Origin of the sequence: Providencia sp. PROV032, from assembly GCF_028484875.1 — a bacterium.
GTDB classification, from domain to species: domain Bacteria; phylum Pseudomonadota; class Gammaproteobacteria; order Enterobacterales; family Enterobacteriaceae; genus Providencia; species Providencia rettgeri_E.
In genome coordinates, this window is sequence record NZ_JAMPSX010000031.1 from 53,546 (window position 1) to 70,670 (window position 17,125).

Genomic DNA, 17,125 nt, shown 5'->3' on the forward strand with positions numbered 1-17,125 from the left:
TATCAGTATTTATCCATTTATTAGGTTTTGATCTAGTTATTTTAACTTAGTGTCTAAAAAAACGCTCTAACATAAATTAACATGGCGTAGTAACAAAACTATTTTTATTTTCATCATTTTATATTATCAGCACGAGCTTGATTCATAATCGCTTTGGACATCCATTGGGCTAATTCTGTTACTTGAGCGTCATCCATTTTCCAAATATCTTTTAAGACTAAAAATATTTCAGAACCATAAATAACAGAAAAGGCTCGAATCACTCTATCGATAATTTCTTGCGGATAGTCTGATTTCATTGGCGATGTCACCATCGCAAGGATTTCTTTACGATTACCACGTTCTAGGCGCTTATCTTGAAGACTTTGCGGCGTAGCTCTACCCTGCGCCCACTGCTGTAATGATGCTTGTAACGCAGCCCGTAAAACCCCTTCATGTTCAAACATACGAGGAAAAGCATAGGTCAATAACTCATCAATACGCTCTTCAGTTTGCTCACTTTGCGGACGCCAAGTTAAAATTGGACCTAAACTTTCATTAACCGTTGCGGTAATTAAATCGGTTTGTGTCGGAAAATAACGATAAGCTGTCGCACGAGACACTCCCGCCTCAAGCGCTAATTCCGAGACAGAAGGCATCGCCCCTTTTTCAAATAGGTCTAAAGCTGTCGTAACCAATAATACATAGGTCCGTTTTCGTGTTCCTTTGTACTCTGTGAGTGTGTGAATTTTAGACATTAATTTATCCTTAAAATACTGCTAATTACTATAAATTCAGTTAGCATTAATGAAAACATATAAGTGTGAATAGGTAAATGTACTTGATTGATAATTTGATAAGACTTATCTCAGGAGATGATTTTAAAGATAATAGCAAAAATCATAATAATCACATTTAAATCTTTTAATTTTCCACACATTTTCAAAACACTCAAAACCACAAATAAAAAAATCATAATTTTCAATCAGATAAAAAACAAAATCCAATATCTCTTACAATAAAACAAAAAATGAGACGACAGTCTCATTTTACAATTAAATCAAATGGTACTATAGTCTCATTATGATGAAAAATTCAACGCTCGTTTTACTCTGAAAGGGTTGTTCTATGAAAAAACATCCGGGTTTTATTTATGTTGTAACGACGCTTGACACAAAAAGTGCTGAACTATTTTATGTCAGTGAATTAATTAAAAAAGCCGGATTAGCGGTACGCACCGTTGACCTGACAACACAACTCACGCAATTAGAAAAAAACGCAGATATCAGCGCACACACCGTTGCAAGTTTTCATCCGCTAGGTGCTGAAGCCGTTTTCTGTGGTGATCGTGGTAAAGCCATTGAAGCCATGGCACACGCTTTCAGCCTTTATCTTGCCGCACAAACCGATGTCGCTGCTATCCTTGGTTTAGGGGGGTCAGGTGGAACCGCTCTCATAACACCCGCCATGCAAGTATTGCCTGTAGGTATTCCAAAGTTAATGGTTTCCACGATGGCATCAGGGGATATTTCTGGTTATATCGGTGCGAGTGATATTTCGATGATGTACTCCGTTACTGATGTATCAGGTTTGAATATCATTTCCCGCAAAGTATTAAAAAATGCGGCCAATCAAATCGCAGGAGCCGTTTGGTTTGATAGCGAAGAACAACCTCACGACTTAAAACCTGCCGTTGCCCTAACCATGTTCGGAGTAACGACCCCGTGCGTACAGACACTTACAACACAGTTAGAAGCGCAATATGACTGTCTAGTTTTCCATGCAACAGGTAGCGGTGGTAAAGCCATGGAAAAACTGATTGATAGCCAGTTACTGCATTCAGTTTTAGACATTACAACCACCGAAGTGTGTGATTATTTATTTGGTGGCGTATTAGCGTGTGATGAAGACCGTTTTGGAGCCATTGAGCGTACTCAGACTCCGTGTGTGATGTCTTGTGGAGCCTTGGATATGGTGAATTTTGGCCGTCCTTCCAGCGTGCCAGAACACTACCAAAATCGCTTATTTTATCATCACAACGCTCAAGTCACTTTAATGAGAACGACCAAAGAAGAAAATCAACAAATGGGTCGTTGGATTGCAGAAAAATTAAATCGTTGTCACGGTGAAGTGCGCTTTATCATCCCAACAGCAGGATTTTCAGCATTAGATGTTGATGGTGCTCCGTTTTGGGATCCTATCGCAGACCAAGCCTTCATTGATGCTTTAACCGAAAATCTAATCATAACAGAGAAAAGACAGCTTATTTTGAGTCCTTATCATATTAACTCCTCCGAGTTTTGTGACCAGGTTATTCAGCTACACCAGGAAATTTCGAACAAATAATAGAGGTTAATTATGAAACATAACCGCGCAGATTTATTAAAAAAATTTAGAGACATGATTGCTCGGGGAGAACCAATCATCGGCGGTGGTGCGGGCACTGGGCTATCCGCAAAATGTGAAGAAGCGGGCGGTATTGATTTAATCGTTATCTATAACTCTGGTCGTTACCGTATGGCAGGTAGAGGTTCACTTGCCGGCTTATTAGCCTATGGCAATGCGAATGAAATCGTTATGGATATGGCAAAAGAAGTTTTGCCCGTCGTAAAACAGACTCCTGTCCTTGCAGGTGTAAATGGAACAGACCCATTCTGCCAATTTGATAAATTCCTTGATGATATCAAAGCGACAGGCTTTGCAGGGGTGCAAAACTTCCCTACCGTCGGGCTAATTGATGGTAATTTTCGTGCCAATTTAGAAGAAACAGGAATGGGTTATGGGTTAGAAGTTGAAATGATCCGTCTAGCCCATGATAAAGATTTACTTACCACGCCTTACGTTTTTAGTGCTGAAGATGCCATTGCGATGACTAAAGCCGGCGCTGACATTATTGTGCCACACATGGGGCTAACGACTGGCGGGAATATTGGCGCAGAAACGGCATTGACGCTCAAAGATTGTGTGCCATTAATCAATGAATGGGCAAAAGCGGCAAAAGCAGTACGCGAAGATGTGATTGTTCTGTGTCACGGTGGCCCAATTGCGACACCAGAAGACGCTGAATATATTTTAGCTAACTGCCCTGATTGCCATGGTTTTTATGGTGCCAGCTCAATGGAACGTTTACCAACAGAAGTCGCACTAACCGCAACAACACAAAAATTTAAATCAATAACTCGCTAGGCCTTTTTATTTTTACTTTTTGTATTGCCAACACCAGGCGCCTACTTCGGTAGGCGTTTTTTATTTTTTCGCCCCTGTCATCTTGAGCGTGACATAATAGTTATTTCCCTTTTTCCTGGTAAATAGAACGTCCTTTGCATAAAAAATGCATTAAACAAGCCATAAATATAGGCATACCAAAGTAGAGCACACCAAAGGCAAAAGCTACATGGGGTTTATCCGGGAATTCTCCACCACTAGAAATACTCGAATAATAGCCAATCGACCTTAAATATTCAGGCGTTAACCCACCATAAGGCACGAGGAAAGATAAAATTAACACCAAGAAAATACAGAACATAAAATTGAGTGCCATTAATGCTGAATAGCCCATATTTTCTGAACGTTCTTGCTCTGTTCGGCTGGTTAAACCAAAAAGCATTCGATTGGCAACAGTGGCACTGTATAAATATAAAATTAATGGGGAATCACCTAATACTGACATATTTATGGCCAGCGCAAAAAGACCATAAAAAAGAGCAAATAGCGTTAATACTCGCCAATCACGAAATACCGCCATAAAGACGCCTGAGTGAACTAAAATAAATTCAAAAATCAGGATCAATGTCAGGTTATAAATAATTTCTACCGTATAGTATTCAGGGAAAAACCATACCGATAAAATAAAGCCGACATAAAATAATGAAAAGCCGTAATTTATTATTTTAGAAAAAACACGAATAATGCTGAAAGAATGCGAATTTTCCTTCACACTTTTTACTGATGATTGTTTTGGGAAAAAACCTTGGTGCTTATCTCTCTCGTTCCTTGGCGGTTTTACCATTACCTCACTCCATGCCATCAATATCACTTTATTAATAAGCTACTTGATAATATAAAAAATAAACAGTGGCTAAAATCTGAATGACAAATTAAAGAGAGGATAAAGTGTAATAAATATCGACAAGATGGCATGAACGTAAAAACGCCATGCCACAGATAAACTAAATTGAAATTAAACCAGTTTCGCGATCAACGTATCTAAGTCACCCTGTAAGAAATTCACGGGTGGTATTTCAATTACAGTATATGCGCCTGCAGCTTGTTTCATCGTTGCACGTGCAGCAGAAACCATAAATTGAGATGTCAGCGCGGGGTTATTAATACGCATTGAATATTCGAATAATTGATTGTGTGTTGCTCCAGAAACCCCTTTATGGGTCATGTGCACACCGTGTCCAACATCTTTCAATGCATCGATACTATCAACTTGGCGAATATGTGTTTCATCAGAAGAAAAATAGCTATCTGCTTTAATCGCTTGAGCCACTTCATCAAACTTCGCACCAGCGTCTAATTCAATGTACACCATACGACGATGAACCCCAGTTCCTAGTGGAATAGTCACGGACAGCGCATCTTTCACGCCATCAATAGCCTTAGCCGCTACACTATGCCCCATACTCATCCCCGGTCCAAAGTTTGTATAAGTCACACCTTTAGGAGCCATGGCTAACATCAATGTACGCATAATTGAATCCGACCCCGGATCCCATCCCGCAGACACAACTGCCACGCTATTATGCTGCTTCGCGACATCATCTAAGCGATGTTTTAAAGCCACGATATCTGAATGCACGTCAAAGCTATCAACCGTATTGATTCCCAAACTTAAAATTTTTGCGGCTAATGGCCCGATTGCACGCGTAGGTGAACAGAGTAGCGCAACATCAATTTTTCCTAGTTTTTCAATATCATCGACCACTTTGTAGGATGAAAGCTCAGCAGGAATATCTTGTGTATTACGACGAACTATCCCGACTAACTCAAAATCTTCAGCGGCCAGAACAGCTTCTAGTGCATAGCGACCAATATTGCCATAGCCCACTATTGCTGCTTTAATTTTTGTCATTTTTGCTCCTATACAGTTCTGATGTTGCTTATTAAATTATTTATAGCGAAATTGAATTTAACAGAATAATTAAAAGTAAACAAAACATTAGCCTCATTAAATCAGATGCATTTTAACCCTATTTTCATTGTTGAAATCCATGTAGAATTAATCCCCCAGAAAGCTTTCCCTAACATTCATGAATATAAAGGTTCTCAATGCATCAATCCGATGTGACTGAGCGGTCACTCTTTTCGCTCAGCTGGCCAATTTTTATCGATATTTTTCTTCATTTGGCCACATTATTAATTAATACCTATATGGTGAGTCACGTTTCTACCGCCTATCTTGCCGCTATGGGGGTAGGAAACCAAGTATTTGATTTATTTATCACTATTTTTAACTTTATCAGTGTGGGGTGTAGCGTTGTTATTGCCCAGTACCTTGGAGCAGGCCGCCGAGAAAAAGCCAGCCAAGCGATTCATATTTCAATCGCTTTTAACTTTATTCTTGGTTTTTCCAGCGCATTAGTTGCGTTATTTTTTGGCTATAGCATTTTAACTATTATGAATATGCCATCACATTTAATGGCTGATGGTTATACCTATTTACGTATTTTAGGGATTTGTTTAATTCCTGAGGCAATTTCAATTATTTTAGCGGCTTGCTTACGAGTATATGGTAAAGCACAACCCGCAATGTGGGTCACATTAATTGCTAATGTGATTACCGTATTTGGTAACATCATTGTTCTTTATGGGTTCTTCGGCTTACCACAATATGGACTTGAAGGTGTTGCTTGGTCAACTGTTGTTGGGCGTATTGTTGCCGTTATTTTACTCTTCTGCCTACTGTTTTATGGGTTAAGGATCAAATTTGTCCCACTGATGTTAATACACTGGTCACGGAAAATGTTGGGTAAAATTCTACATATTGGATTACCCTCTGCAGGGGAAAACCTCGTGTGGATCCTCCATTTTATGACCGCATCTGCGTTTATCGGTCTCATGGGAGAAACATCTCTTGCAGCACAAACACTCTATTTCCAATTGTCATTGTTTATCATGCTGTTTGGGATATCTATCAGTATTGGTAATGAAATTATGGTTGGCCACCTTGTTGGTGCAAAACGATTTGAAGATGCTTTTAGGCGCGGCGTAAAGAGCCTTAAAATGGGTTTTTACGTAACAATTGGTGTTGTTATCGCCTTTTGGTTATTTCGTGATCCTATCTTAAATAATATTACGGATGACCAAGGTATTATTCAGGTACTGCTGCCATTGTTTTTACTCTCTGTTTTCTTAGAGCCCGGCAGAACAATTAATATCGTGATGGTAAACGCATTACGTGCCTCAGGCGACGCTCGCTTTCCGCTATGTACTGCCATTATTTTTATGTGGGGCGTCGCTATACCGTTAGGCTACTTCTTAGGTATAAAAATGGAGATGGGTCTCTTAGGTATTTGGCTAGGTTTCTTTGCTGATGAATGGCTGCGCGGCTTAACCAATGCATGGCGCTGGCGTTCACGTAAGTGGCAAAGTAAACGCCTTGATTTAGAAAACTAACCTTTTTCACTGATCACTGGGTCCTGCCCAATTTCATAGGCAGGACTTTTGTGACCAAGCTCAACGTTAGAAATATTTCATTTTTATAGCTCAAATGAGAGATAATATTTCTCCCCACTCTCTTTAAATCCCCTAACTTAGTGAAGTTTTTCTCCAGACTGTTGTTTAAAATAATAAAAACGAAAAAGAGTTTATTAAGGGGACTTGCCATGCATGCTCAATCACAACCACTACTTTGGCAATATTTTATCAATGCAGTAAAACAAGAAGTAAAACCTGCCTTAGGTTGTACTGAGCCTATTTCATTGGCATATGCTGCCGCCAAGGCCGCCTCATTACTTGATGGACCTGTGATCCGTGTTTGTGCGTTTGTCTCCCCTAACCTCATGAAAAATGGCATGGGTGTAACGGTACCCGGAACAGGTATGGTTGGTTTACCCATCGCAGCAGCCCTTGGTGCAATTGGGGGAGATGCCGAAGCCGGTTTAGAAGTATTAAAATCTGCCTCTGCGGATGCTATTACCTTAAGTAAAAGCATGTTGGCGCAAGGAGCGATTACCGTTGATATCAAGCACCCTTGTGATGATGTCATATACTCCGAAGCCACGGTATATACACAAACTGGATCCGCAACCGTTATCATTGCAGGCTCTCATACGAATATTGTTAAAATAATTCATAACAATCGCACCATATTTGATGCCACGACAGCTCAACCTCATCATGAATCCCCCGTTGACTGTGCCGCAGACGTCCCACTGCCGCCAGTCACCGCAAAATCGGTTTATCAATTTGCTACCGAAGCCCCTTTAGATGATATTCGTTTTATTCTTGAGGCGGCCCATTTAAACGAAGCTTTATCTCAAGAGGGCTTACGCAATGTTTATGGCTTACATATTGGCAAAACATTGCAAACTCAGCGGGACCGTGGTCTGCTTTCAAAAGACTTAATGTCAGAAATTATGATCCGCACCTCAGCAGCCTCTGATGCACGAATGGGAGGGGCGGTATTGCCGGCCATGAGTAATTCAGGATCCGGTAATCAAGGTATTGCGGCAACCATGCCGGTGGTTGTCACGGCTGATTATTTGCAATCTTCTGAAGAGCAACTGGCTCGTGCGTTAATGTTGTCACACTTAATGGCTATTTATATTCACAATCAACTTCCTGCATTATCAGCACTTTGCGCAGCTACAACAGCCGCAATGGGTGCCGCCGCAGGGATTGCTTGGTTATTAGAATCTCGCTATGAAGTGGTCGCTATGGCAATTTCTAGCATGATTGGTGATGTTAGCGGCATGATCTGTGATGGCGCATCAAATAGCTGTGCAATGAAGGTTTCCACCAGTGCAAGCGCAGCTTATAAAGCCGTGCTAATGGCATTAGATAATAGCTGTGTTAAAGGGTCGGATGGTATTGTTTCTGATGATGTCGACCAGTCCATTGCCAATTTATGTTCTTTAGCGGCGGGTTCTATGAAATATACTGACGTGCAGATTATTGAAATTATGGCCGCTAAAGCGCGCCCTTAACGCCGCAGTGTTGTTAGCTACATTCGCCAACCCTAGTTACATATTTTGTATGCCCCTAGGGATTGGCTTTTTTGCCACACGGCACTAAGACTTTGAACTTCTTTTTTGAATTGTTCTACTTTGAATCAACGTCTATTTCACTTCCAGTGCCGCAAATTTCTCACGGATCATCTCTTCGGGTAGGTCTATACCAATAAACACCAAGACGCTGCGGCGTTGTTCATCAACTTCCCAATCCCTATCCCAATCTGCGCTATAAAGACGCTGAACACCTTGGAACAATAGGCGTTTTGGCTCATCGACAATAGAAAGGATGCCCTTATAACGCAGCAAATTATCTGCAAAGCTAAGCAATAGATCTTCCATCACTTGAGAAACGGCCATCAGCTCTACAGGATAATCAAATTCGAGAACAATCGAGCCCACTTCATTTTGCTGCTTAGGAGCAAAACGGAATGTCGGTTGTTTGACATTCAGTTGCGAATCCAATAAAAAGCCTTCGATGTCCAATAATAAATTCAGGTCGATATCACCGTGAATAACGGGGTAAATCGGTGCTCTTGCATTAATTCGTTGTAAACGTTCAATTAAAGCTTCGTTATTTGGCTCAATATCCGTTTTAGTCAATAAAATGCGGTCTGCATAGCCAATTTGCGCTTGAGCAATGGCGAAATCATTCAGTTGTTTATCCGCATGAACAGCATCCACTAGTGTAATAATACCGTCTAATACATAACGTTCACATAAGACTTCATGGGAAAAAAAGGTTTGCGTGATGGGGCCGGGATCTGCCATACCCGTGCATTCAATGACAAGACGGTCAAAATCTAATTTTCCATTATCAAGGCCATCTAATAGGTCTAATAAGGCATTTTCTAATTCATTCGAACGACTACAACAAATACAGCCATTACTTAATGTGGTAATTTGTGTCGCACGATCACCAATTATTGCGTTATCAATGGGGACTTCACCGAACTCATTTTCAATTACTGCGATTTTATGGCCATGCTCAGCATGAAGAATATGGCTAAGGAGAGTTGTCTTACCAGCACCGAGAAAACCGGTTAAAATTGTTACGCTAATAGGTTTCATTATTTCCCTCACACTTCATTGATTAACAGCAGCGAAATCCGCCTTTACCACTACCACCATAACGTGCATCTTGCCTTTCGCGAAAAAACTCTTTGTATGTCATCAAAGGTTTATCTGGGTGATTATCACTCATATGCTGTACATAGGTATCATAATCAGGAATACCAATTAACATTCGTGCTGCTTGTCCAAGGTATTTTCCTGTTTTGCCGAGATTTCCAAACATCAGGCTCTCCAATACAAATGCCCTACATCATGATGTACACAATGTAGGGCGACCTTTCATTTACTGAACACCTTTAGATGTTCAAATTCGTTGAAGGGTGACTTAATGTGAAGATGAAACTTTCACGCCCTCTTTAGGTACAGGAACATAAGGTGTTTCTTTGTCTGTACGCTCTGGATTTTTGTGTGCTTTCATCCCAACACGGATACCGTAGAAAATGATACCGTAGACAACCACTAAGAATAGAATACTCAGGCCTGCGTTGGTGTAGTTATTAATAATAATGTGATTCATATTAGTAATTTCTTGTGCAGTTAATTCTGCACCACCTGCCGCAATCTTATCTTTATAAGATTTCGCTAAGTATAAGAACCCTTCCAGTTGTGGGTTATCACTGAATAATTTCAGTCCCAATGCCCATGTTGTACAAATTAATAGCCAGACCGCAGGTAAGACAGTCACCATAATGTATTTACTGCGTTTCATCTTAATCAATACAACTGTACTTAAGACTAAAGCAACCGCGGCTAACATTTGGTTCGAGATACCGAACAGAGGCCATAGGCTCTTAACACCGCCCAGTGGGTCAACAACGCCTTGATACAATAAGTAACCCCATAACCCAACACAGCCTGCTGTACCGATGATACCTGCAACCAGTGAATCGGTTTTCTTCAAGAACGGAACAAAGTTACCTAATAAATCTTGCAGCATAAAGCGGCCAGAACGGGTTCCTGCATCCAATGCGGTTAAGATAAATAGAGCTTCAAACAGAATACCAAAGTGATACCAGAAGCCCATATTTGCCGCAGGCATGATTTCATGGAAAACATACGCAATACCTACTGCTAATGTCGGCGCACCACCTGCACGGTTTAACACCGACGGCTCACCAATATCTTTAGCTGTTTGCATGATTTGTTCAGGTGAAATCACAAAGCCCCATGAACTCACTGTAGCAGCTGCATGAACAGATACATCTTTGAGCTGAGCCATGATAGCTGCGCCATCTGGGCCACCCAACTCATGCAAGTTAGGCATTGTAATACCTAACGCTGCCGGTGGTGTATTCATTGCAAAATACAAACCTGGTTCGATAATAGAAGCCGCTACCAGTGCCATAATCGCAACAAATGACTCCATTAACATTGCACCATAACCGATGTAACGCGCATCTTTTTCGTTTGCTAATAACTTAGGTGTAGTACCTGAAGAGATTAACGCATGGAAACCGGATACCGCACCACAAGCGATGGTAATAAATAAGAATGGGAATAGAGTACCTTTCCAGACAGGGCCGGAGCCATCAACAAATTGCGTGACTGCTGGCATTTTTAATTCAGGGTTTAGAATAACGATACCAATCGCTAAACCAACGATAACCCCAATTTTCAGGAAGGTCGCTAAGTAGTCACGAGGCGCTAAAATCAACCATACAGGTAATAATGCTGAAATAAACGCATAACCGACTAACGCATAAGTGATCGTCGTGTCTTTGAATGTCAGTGCTGGGCCCCAGTATGGGTCGTGAGCAATCACGCCACCAAACCAAATGGAAGCCACTAAGAGAACAATACCGATAACAGAAACTTCACCTACGCGTCCCGGCCGGATATATCGCATATATATCCCCATAAACAATGCGATAGGCACCGTTGACACAACGGTAAAGACACCCCATGGGCTTTCTGCCAAGGCTTTCACCACAATCAATGCTAATACAGCAAGGATAATGATCATGATTAGGAAGCACCCAAAGAGCGCCAGCGTTCCCGGAATCGGGCCAAGCTCCTCTTTAACAATTTCCCCTAATGATGCACCATTACGGCGTGATGAAATAAATAACACCATGAAATCTTGCACCGCACCGGCTAACACAACCCCAGCTAGTAACCATAAGGTACCGGGTAAATAGCCTACTTGCGCCGCAAGAACGGGTCCGACTAATGGCCCAGCCCCTGCAATCGCGGCAAAGTGGTGACCAAATAGAACATTTTTATTTGTCGGAACATAGTTTAAACCATCATTATTAATGACGGCTGGGGTCGCACGTGTTTCATCCAGCTTCATTACTTTCTTAGCAATATATAAGCTGTAATAACGATATGCGATGAGATACACCGCCACAGAAGCGACAACAATCCACAGCGCACTAATGTGCTCACCGCGTCTGAGTGCAACAACCCCTAAACAGACTGCACCGATTATCCCGAGGATCATCCACGGAATGTGCTTTAAAATACCATTTTTGTTCATAGAACACCCTTCTGAGGTAAAACGAACATGCCATTGATTTTGTATTAACCACCTTAAAAAATGATATCGCTGTGTTTTCGTTGCTTATCATTTATCGTAATGGCTTTTTAATTGGCAGTGGTTGAACTGTATTAAATCTAAAAATTGAGCTCTGCCATGGTCTATATGGTATGAAATTACACACCGCAAATGATTAAAGTTAGGCTAAGTGGTGACATAGGGAATTAAGCGGTTTGTTTTTTACTTTGAATGGTTTTCAGGGGGAATAAATGGAGCTAAAAATGTGATCTATATAACTATTTCAATTTGTTTTCAATAAGTTAAAAATTTAGGCTAATATAGTCAAAATGAGCATTATTGTGAATAAACCTAACTAATATCGTAAAAGCCTAAAATTAATTCAGCTAAAACTATATAATATCGATGTGCTATATTAGCGTGTAATCGTTGTCCAGTTACCACCAACCCACCAACTGTGTTCACCGTCTGTTTGTATTTCACATCCGATACCCACTTTCGCTTTTCCTGCTTCAAAGGGATACGCGCAATCATAAATTGCATCAATCACTATTTCTCCTGTTATTGCGTCTGCAAAACCGATTTTATCTTCTTTGCGTATTCGATATACCCCATCTTGCGCTTCATCAGGCCAATTATCAAAATAATAAAGTTGATAAATTTCTTCTCCTTTCAGGTTAAAAACTGCCGAACCTCCATTAAGTGATTCGCCTAAGCAATATTTGAATGAAGCTTCCGGCGAAAAACATTCAATTTTATCTTTTTCATTCGATAACCATAAGCTAAATTGTTGCTCCAGATTTTGCGCTGTTGATAAAACAGATATGAATCCTAGTGACATTAAACCCACTACATAATAAATCCTCATAACTCTCCTTACTCTACTTTTACGCCTAATAGGTGATAAGAAGCTAAGCCTATCTACTTTGCTTCTATTGAATACTCGCTTAATAAAGATAGCGGATATCCTTTTCAGTGAAACTAGGAATAACGGTAAATAACGTTCTATATAAGAATAATCTCAAGACTAAATTTGAGTCGGTAACTAAAAAAATGACGAAGTAACATGCCATAGCAATTTATCAAACCAATTTATCCACATAGAAAACATGATCAAGATTAATTTAAGTGTTAATGATTTCTAATTAATTGGCGTTTTTATCACACACCGTAGTTATTCGTAACACTTTCCCCCCTCGCACCAGGATAGTGTGATATTTAGCTACAAGTTATGTATAAATATTAATTTCAGAATATTAAACTTTTTAAACGCGAAGATAATACAAATCTAAGCATATAAAACCAAAAACCAATCAACGATATCACTTAAGCCAATAAAAAAACACATAACCCATTGAAATAAATATCAATTAACAATTAGAAATCAATTAAAAAAACAGAAATTTGCATTTTCCACCTGTTTGACAACTTATATGAGTATTATTAATATTATCCACGTTCTCTGGTGAGTCAGTATTCACCAAATAAACATGACTACATTTTAAAATTAAGTTTTTTGTGACGAAGTTTATTATTTATCAAATAGCCAATATTAATAATATTATTTATTAATAGGTTATTTAAATAATAAATCCGACTTTCAAATATTAATTTAAAAACTAAAAGTCAATCTTAAATATAAAATTTTAAACATCTATTAATTTAAAAACTACATTCAGTTTTATCACATACTTAGGAATAATGATTATGAAATTTAATAAACTTGCTTTAATTGGTGCATTAACTGTTGCGACTCTTTCTTCTCAAGCTTTTGCAGCACAAGATGCAACTGTTAACTTTAATGCCCGTTTAGTTGCTGCAACTTGTGACATTAGTGCGTCTAAAAGTTTAATTAGTTTAGGAACACACTCAAACAGCAATCTTGATACTACCAAAGCATTATCTGAATCGAATTTTAACTTAGTTTTAAATAACTGCACTAAAGTATATGACGCTGATAACGGTGACAATGCAACTACAAATGCAACAAGCGTATCTATCTTAGCGACTGGTGAAACATTAACAGGCCATTCAGACATGTTTGCTGATGCTCAAGCATCACAAATCGGTGTTAAACTAGCAGCTGGTAAAGCGAAAACAGCAATGACGCCTAATGCAGCAACTGAAATTACAGATATAAAAATCACAGGTACAAATGATTATATCGTACCAATCGTTGCAAGTCTTCATGCTACTGCTGCTGATGCAGTTGCTCAAAACTTAAACGTACCTGTTACTTTTAGCGTAGCTTACGACTAATAAATTAGTTAATTATAGTCTACAATAAGTTTAGAGGATAAATCGGGTAGTACTAACTTGCTACCCGCAATTTAAATTTAAATATAAGAGAAAAAAAATGAAAAAATTAAAATCTCTACTTTTTATCTTATTAACATTTTCATTTTTTGCTCAAGCGGGTGTCGGTTTAAGTCAAACCCGTATTGTAATTGAAGAAGCAACTAATTCCGCCTCTATTACTGCCCGTAATGAAGATAATAAAGCGTATTTAGTGGCCAGTTTTATTACACAGCAGTTAGATAGCAAAACACCATCCGAAGGTTTTTTTGTTATTACCCCTTCTATTTTTAAATTAGAACCTAAACAACGCAATGTCATTAAAATAAAAGCAATTTCGCAAAAATTCCCAAAAGACCGCGAAAGCATGTATTACTTTCACTCTAGAAATGTTCCTGAATCCAGTAAAGCTGATGGTGTAAAGGTGGGATTAGAAAGTGTGATTAAAATTTTTTATCGTCCTGCTAATTTGTCTATGCCCCAAGAAGATGCATTTAAAAATATAAAAGTAACCCAAGCCGCTAATGGAGTTAAGTTAATCAATAACTCACCTTACTATGTTAATCTGGCAGGGCTAACCGTTAATAAAAAGTCAATCAAACTGAATAAACAAAATAATGTCATTTCTCCTTTCTCTGAAATGACCATCACAAGCCAGAGCAAAACCGGTTCAGTAAAGTGGGCCGTCATCAACGACTTGGGTGGATATAATGAGTATCATGGGATCGTAGAGTAAAAGTATATTTGTGCTGGTCAAGCGATATTGTTCAACTTAGTGATGACACTCAGCAGATACATATTATTCAAAATCAAGTTAAAATCAGTGGTATCTATACAATTTAATTGTGATATTTTTTCGAAACAGAAGATACAACTAAAACGGGTTTTTCACTTGAATCCTGAGATAAAAACAACCAAAATTAACAGATAGTGAGTAATTAAGGAAACTTCTACCTTTCCTTCAATAAGCAAAATATTAGTTATAGAGTTAGTCTAGTGAAACGTAACAATAATGTTAAACCAGACATTTGGGATATTATCAGGATTGATAGACATGAAAAAAATAAAACAGTTATTACTGACTACTCTGATGGTGTTCATGTATTACCCTGCAATGGCGTCAAGTGACTATAGCGTACACTACGAATTTTCTGTTTTATTTTTAGCTAAAACTTGTGAGATTGACGTTCCTAATGAAATTATATTGGGTAATTCATCAGGAGTGACGACAGTCAATGAAATTAAAAATGATACAGTTTCAAAAAACTTTCCTATTGGCTTAAGAAACTGTACCAGCACGGATCAAACAACAGCCGTCGTGTATTTAGCATCTGGAAATACCTTAACAGGCAGTAATAATTTCTTTAATGATGACCCTAATGGGGTGATTGGCGTACAATTATTAGATGGAACTCGTGTTATTAGTGTTAATCAAACGCCATTAGCCAAGCCAGATGCATCATCAATTATTTGGGATAACATAAAAACCAGTAGTGAAACAAAAGTGGTCAATGCTAAATTGCGTTGTGCCAAAACAGATTGTGAGCCAGATGAAGGTGATTTTTCTGCAACCTTAACTATTGGTTATTACGCCGATTAATAATTTATGCGGACATGACATGAAAAAAATAATTCAAACCATTTTAGCGACATTTTTTGTATCTCAAAGTGCATTTTCAGCGGTATCACTCGACCATTCTCGAGTCATATTTACTCAAGATGATAAAAGCCAAAGCATCACAGCACACAATAGCGGGGGAAAAAATACTTATTACAAAGTTTAATTTTCTCAACGTTAGAAAGTGAAAATACACCGAGCGAAAATTTTACGATTATACCGCCGATTGTAAAACTTAAAGAAAACTCAAATACTGCACTAAAAATCATTCCTAAATCATTAGCTTCTCTCCCTAATGATCAAGAGTCCTTGTTTTATGTAATGACCAATTTCATTCCTGAGTCGAAACAAAAAAATAATGATGACAATGATAAGGTAAATACACGATTTAATTTATCAACCAAAATAGTGATAAAAATGTTTTACCGTCCGAATGGAATTGAAGGGCACGTTAATGACTACATTAATAAATTAACAGCGACTCAATCAGGAAATAAAATTATTATCAAAAATCCATCTCCTTATTATTTCACTTTAGTTAACATAAAAATGGATAAAGTGTCTTACGAAAGTGACAGAGCACCAATGGTCGCACCATTTTCTTCCATTGAATTGCCTGCAAATAATAAAGTTTCTCAAATAGAATGGGATATTATTAATGACTATGGCGGAGAAACTAAAGTTGAACCAATTGCATTAAAAGGTACACAAAAATGATAAAAAATAGTCTTCGCGCCCTCTGGTTTTTTATTTTTATTTTTCCACTTATTGCAGTGGCAAATGGTCAGACTGGATTTGATTTCGTATTAAAACGTTATGTTTATAACGAAAGTGATTCTGGTGGTATCAATATCGATATGACTAATGGAAATGCGGAAAGTTACTTAATGGAGGCTTGGATTTCCAATGTCGATGAAGAAACTTTGCTTCCTAAAATTGATAACACAAATGAGCGAGTACCATTTATTATTTTGCCTCCACTAAAAAAAATGGACGCAAATACACAAAATTCTTGGAATATTCGTCGGATTAGTAATCAAGTCAATGGCGTAACTCTCCCTAACGATCGGGAAAGTTTATTTTGGATTGGTATAAGAGCAATCCCGAGTGAAGAAAAAAACAAAAAAGAAAATAGCATTAATTTGAATATTGTCCCTAATTTCTACTTTAAACTATTGTACCGACCTAAAGAAATTGAAGAGTTAAAAACAAGTCAATTAGCAAAAGAAGTTAAACTTTCTCGCAAAGGAAATACTTTAACAATAGAGAATCCCACGCCATTTTATTTAACATTCGATTATTTAAAAGTCGCTGGTAATATGATTAAAAATGGAGAAAGAGAAATAACTCTAGTGCCTTTTTCTACTCAAGAAATTACCTTAAAAAGTTCAAATCCAGGAAAAATCGAATGGCGTTTTACCGATGAGTATTTACTGGAATTACGTAACGAATCTATTGAGTGAACTTAAAAAATATAACATTCGG

17 protein-coding genes are annotated in these 17,125 nt (G+C 38.5%); 10 read left to right on the forward strand and 7 right to left on the reverse strand.

Annotation, left to right across the window (positions count from 1 at the left end; genetic code table 11):
- Positions 1 to 113: 113 nt before the first annotated feature.
- Entirely contained in the window at positions 114 to 737 is a 624-nt protein-coding gene (locus PSF42_RS17530; RefSeq protein ID WP_125891612.1) for a TetR/AcrR family transcriptional regulator, read from the reverse strand.
- 370 nt (positions 738 to 1,107) lie between these two features.
- Here PSF42_RS17530 and PSF42_RS17535 point away from each other — a divergent pair, with 370 nt between their 5' ends.
- Together PSF42_RS17535 and PSF42_RS17540 are read left to right on the forward strand one after the other, a co-directional pair.
- Positions 1,108 to 2,325: a Tm-1-like ATP-binding domain-containing protein gene (locus PSF42_RS17535; protein ID WP_125891613.1), complete on the forward strand. Its 1,218-nt coding sequence runs from the start codon at positions 1,108 to 1,110 to the stop codon at positions 2,323 to 2,325.
- Positions 2,326 to 2,337: 12 nt separating this feature from the next.
- Positions 2,338 to 3,165: a phosphoenolpyruvate hydrolase family protein gene (locus tag PSF42_RS17540; RefSeq protein ID WP_213913862.1), complete on the forward strand. Its 828-nt coding sequence runs from the start codon at positions 2,338 to 2,340 to the stop codon at positions 3,163 to 3,165.
- 100 nt (positions 3,166 to 3,265) lie between these two features.
- Here the strand turns inward: PSF42_RS17540 and PSF42_RS17545 are convergent, their stop codons facing one another.
- Positions 3,266 to 3,988 carry a hypothetical protein gene (locus PSF42_RS17545; protein ID WP_272680440.1) on the reverse strand — a complete coding sequence of 241 codons (723 nt, stop codon included), beginning with the start codon at positions 3,986 to 3,988 and terminating at the stop codon, positions 3,266 to 3,268.
- Positions 3,989 to 4,159: 171 nt separating this feature from the next.
- Complete coding sequence (locus PSF42_RS17550; protein WP_125891616.1) at positions 4,160 to 5,056, reverse strand: diaminopimelate dehydrogenase; 897 nt, start codon at positions 5,054 to 5,056, stop codon at positions 4,160 to 4,162.
- 197 nt (positions 5,057 to 5,253) lie between these two features.
- Between PSF42_RS17550 and PSF42_RS17555 the strand changes: the two genes are divergently transcribed.
- Both PSF42_RS17555 and PSF42_RS17560 read left to right on the forward strand, forming a co-directional pair.
- A complete protein-coding gene (locus PSF42_RS17555; RefSeq protein WP_125891617.1) occupies positions 5,254 to 6,600 on the forward strand; it encodes an MATE family efflux transporter in 1,347 nt (448 codons plus the stop codon).
- 209 nt (positions 6,601 to 6,809) lie between these two features.
- Positions 6,810 to 8,132 (forward strand): L-cysteine desulfidase family protein, encoded by a 1,323-nt coding sequence (locus PSF42_RS17560; RefSeq protein ID WP_272680441.1) that lies wholly within the window; start codon positions 6,810 to 6,812, stop codon positions 8,130 to 8,132.
- 132 nt (positions 8,133 to 8,264) lie between these two features.
- Here PSF42_RS17560 and yjiA read toward each other — a convergent pair whose 3' ends face one another.
- The 4 genes from yjiA to PSF42_RS17580 form a co-directional block, all read right to left on the reverse strand.
- Complete coding sequence (gene yjiA, locus PSF42_RS17565) at positions 8,265 to 9,227, reverse strand: GTPase (RefSeq protein ID WP_125891619.1); 963 nt, start codon at positions 9,225 to 9,227, stop codon at positions 8,265 to 8,267.
- Between the two features lie 22 nt (positions 9,228 to 9,249).
- On the reverse strand, positions 9,250 to 9,453 hold the full coding sequence (locus tag PSF42_RS17570) for a YbdD/YjiX family protein (RefSeq protein WP_125891620.1): 204 nt from the start codon (positions 9,451 to 9,453) through the stop codon (positions 9,250 to 9,252).
- 102 nt (positions 9,454 to 9,555) lie between these two features.
- Complete coding sequence (locus PSF42_RS17575) at positions 9,556 to 11,709, reverse strand: carbon starvation CstA family protein (protein WP_125891621.1); 2,154 nt, start codon at positions 11,707 to 11,709, stop codon at positions 9,556 to 9,558.
- 433 nt (positions 11,710 to 12,142) lie between these two features.
- Complete coding sequence (locus PSF42_RS17580; RefSeq protein ID WP_272680442.1) at positions 12,143 to 12,568, reverse strand: WG repeat-containing protein; 426 nt, start codon at positions 12,566 to 12,568, stop codon at positions 12,143 to 12,145.
- Between the two features lie 866 nt (positions 12,569 to 13,434).
- Between PSF42_RS17580 and PSF42_RS17585 the strand changes: the two genes are divergently transcribed.
- The 6 genes from PSF42_RS17585 to PSF42_RS17610 all read left to right on the forward strand — a co-directional run bounded on the left by PSF42_RS17585 (position 13,435) and on the right by PSF42_RS17610 (position 17,103).
- Positions 13,435 to 13,986: a fimbrial protein gene (locus PSF42_RS17585; protein WP_185746885.1), complete on the forward strand. Its 552-nt coding sequence runs from the start codon at positions 13,435 to 13,437 to the stop codon at positions 13,984 to 13,986.
- A 97-nt stretch (positions 13,987 to 14,083) separates the two neighbouring features.
- Positions 14,084 to 14,758, forward strand: a complete 675-nt coding sequence (locus tag PSF42_RS17590) for a fimbrial biogenesis chaperone (RefSeq protein WP_125891624.1) — start codon at positions 14,084 to 14,086, stop codon at positions 14,756 to 14,758.
- A 318-nt stretch (positions 14,759 to 15,076) separates the two neighbouring features.
- Positions 15,077 to 15,622 (forward strand): fimbrial protein, encoded by a 546-nt coding sequence (locus tag PSF42_RS17595; RefSeq protein ID WP_125891625.1) that lies wholly within the window; start codon positions 15,077 to 15,079, stop codon positions 15,620 to 15,622.
- A 19-nt stretch (positions 15,623 to 15,641) separates the two neighbouring features.
- Positions 15,642 to 15,806, forward strand: a complete 165-nt coding sequence (locus PSF42_RS17600; RefSeq protein ID WP_272680443.1) for a hypothetical protein — start codon at positions 15,642 to 15,644, stop codon at positions 15,804 to 15,806.
- Entirely contained in the window at positions 15,806 to 16,357 is a 552-nt protein-coding gene (locus tag PSF42_RS17605; RefSeq protein ID WP_272680446.1) for a fimbrial biogenesis chaperone, read from the forward strand. The genes PSF42_RS17600 and PSF42_RS17605 overlap by 1 nt, the downstream gene beginning before the upstream one ends.
- Positions 16,354 to 17,103, forward strand: coding sequence for a fimbrial biogenesis chaperone (locus PSF42_RS17610; protein ID WP_272680444.1), 750 nt, complete (start codon positions 16,354 to 16,356; stop codon positions 17,101 to 17,103). Before PSF42_RS17605 ends, PSF42_RS17610 begins: the two co-directional genes overlap by 4 nt.
- The last annotated feature ends 22 nt before the right edge of the window (positions 17,104 to 17,125 follow it).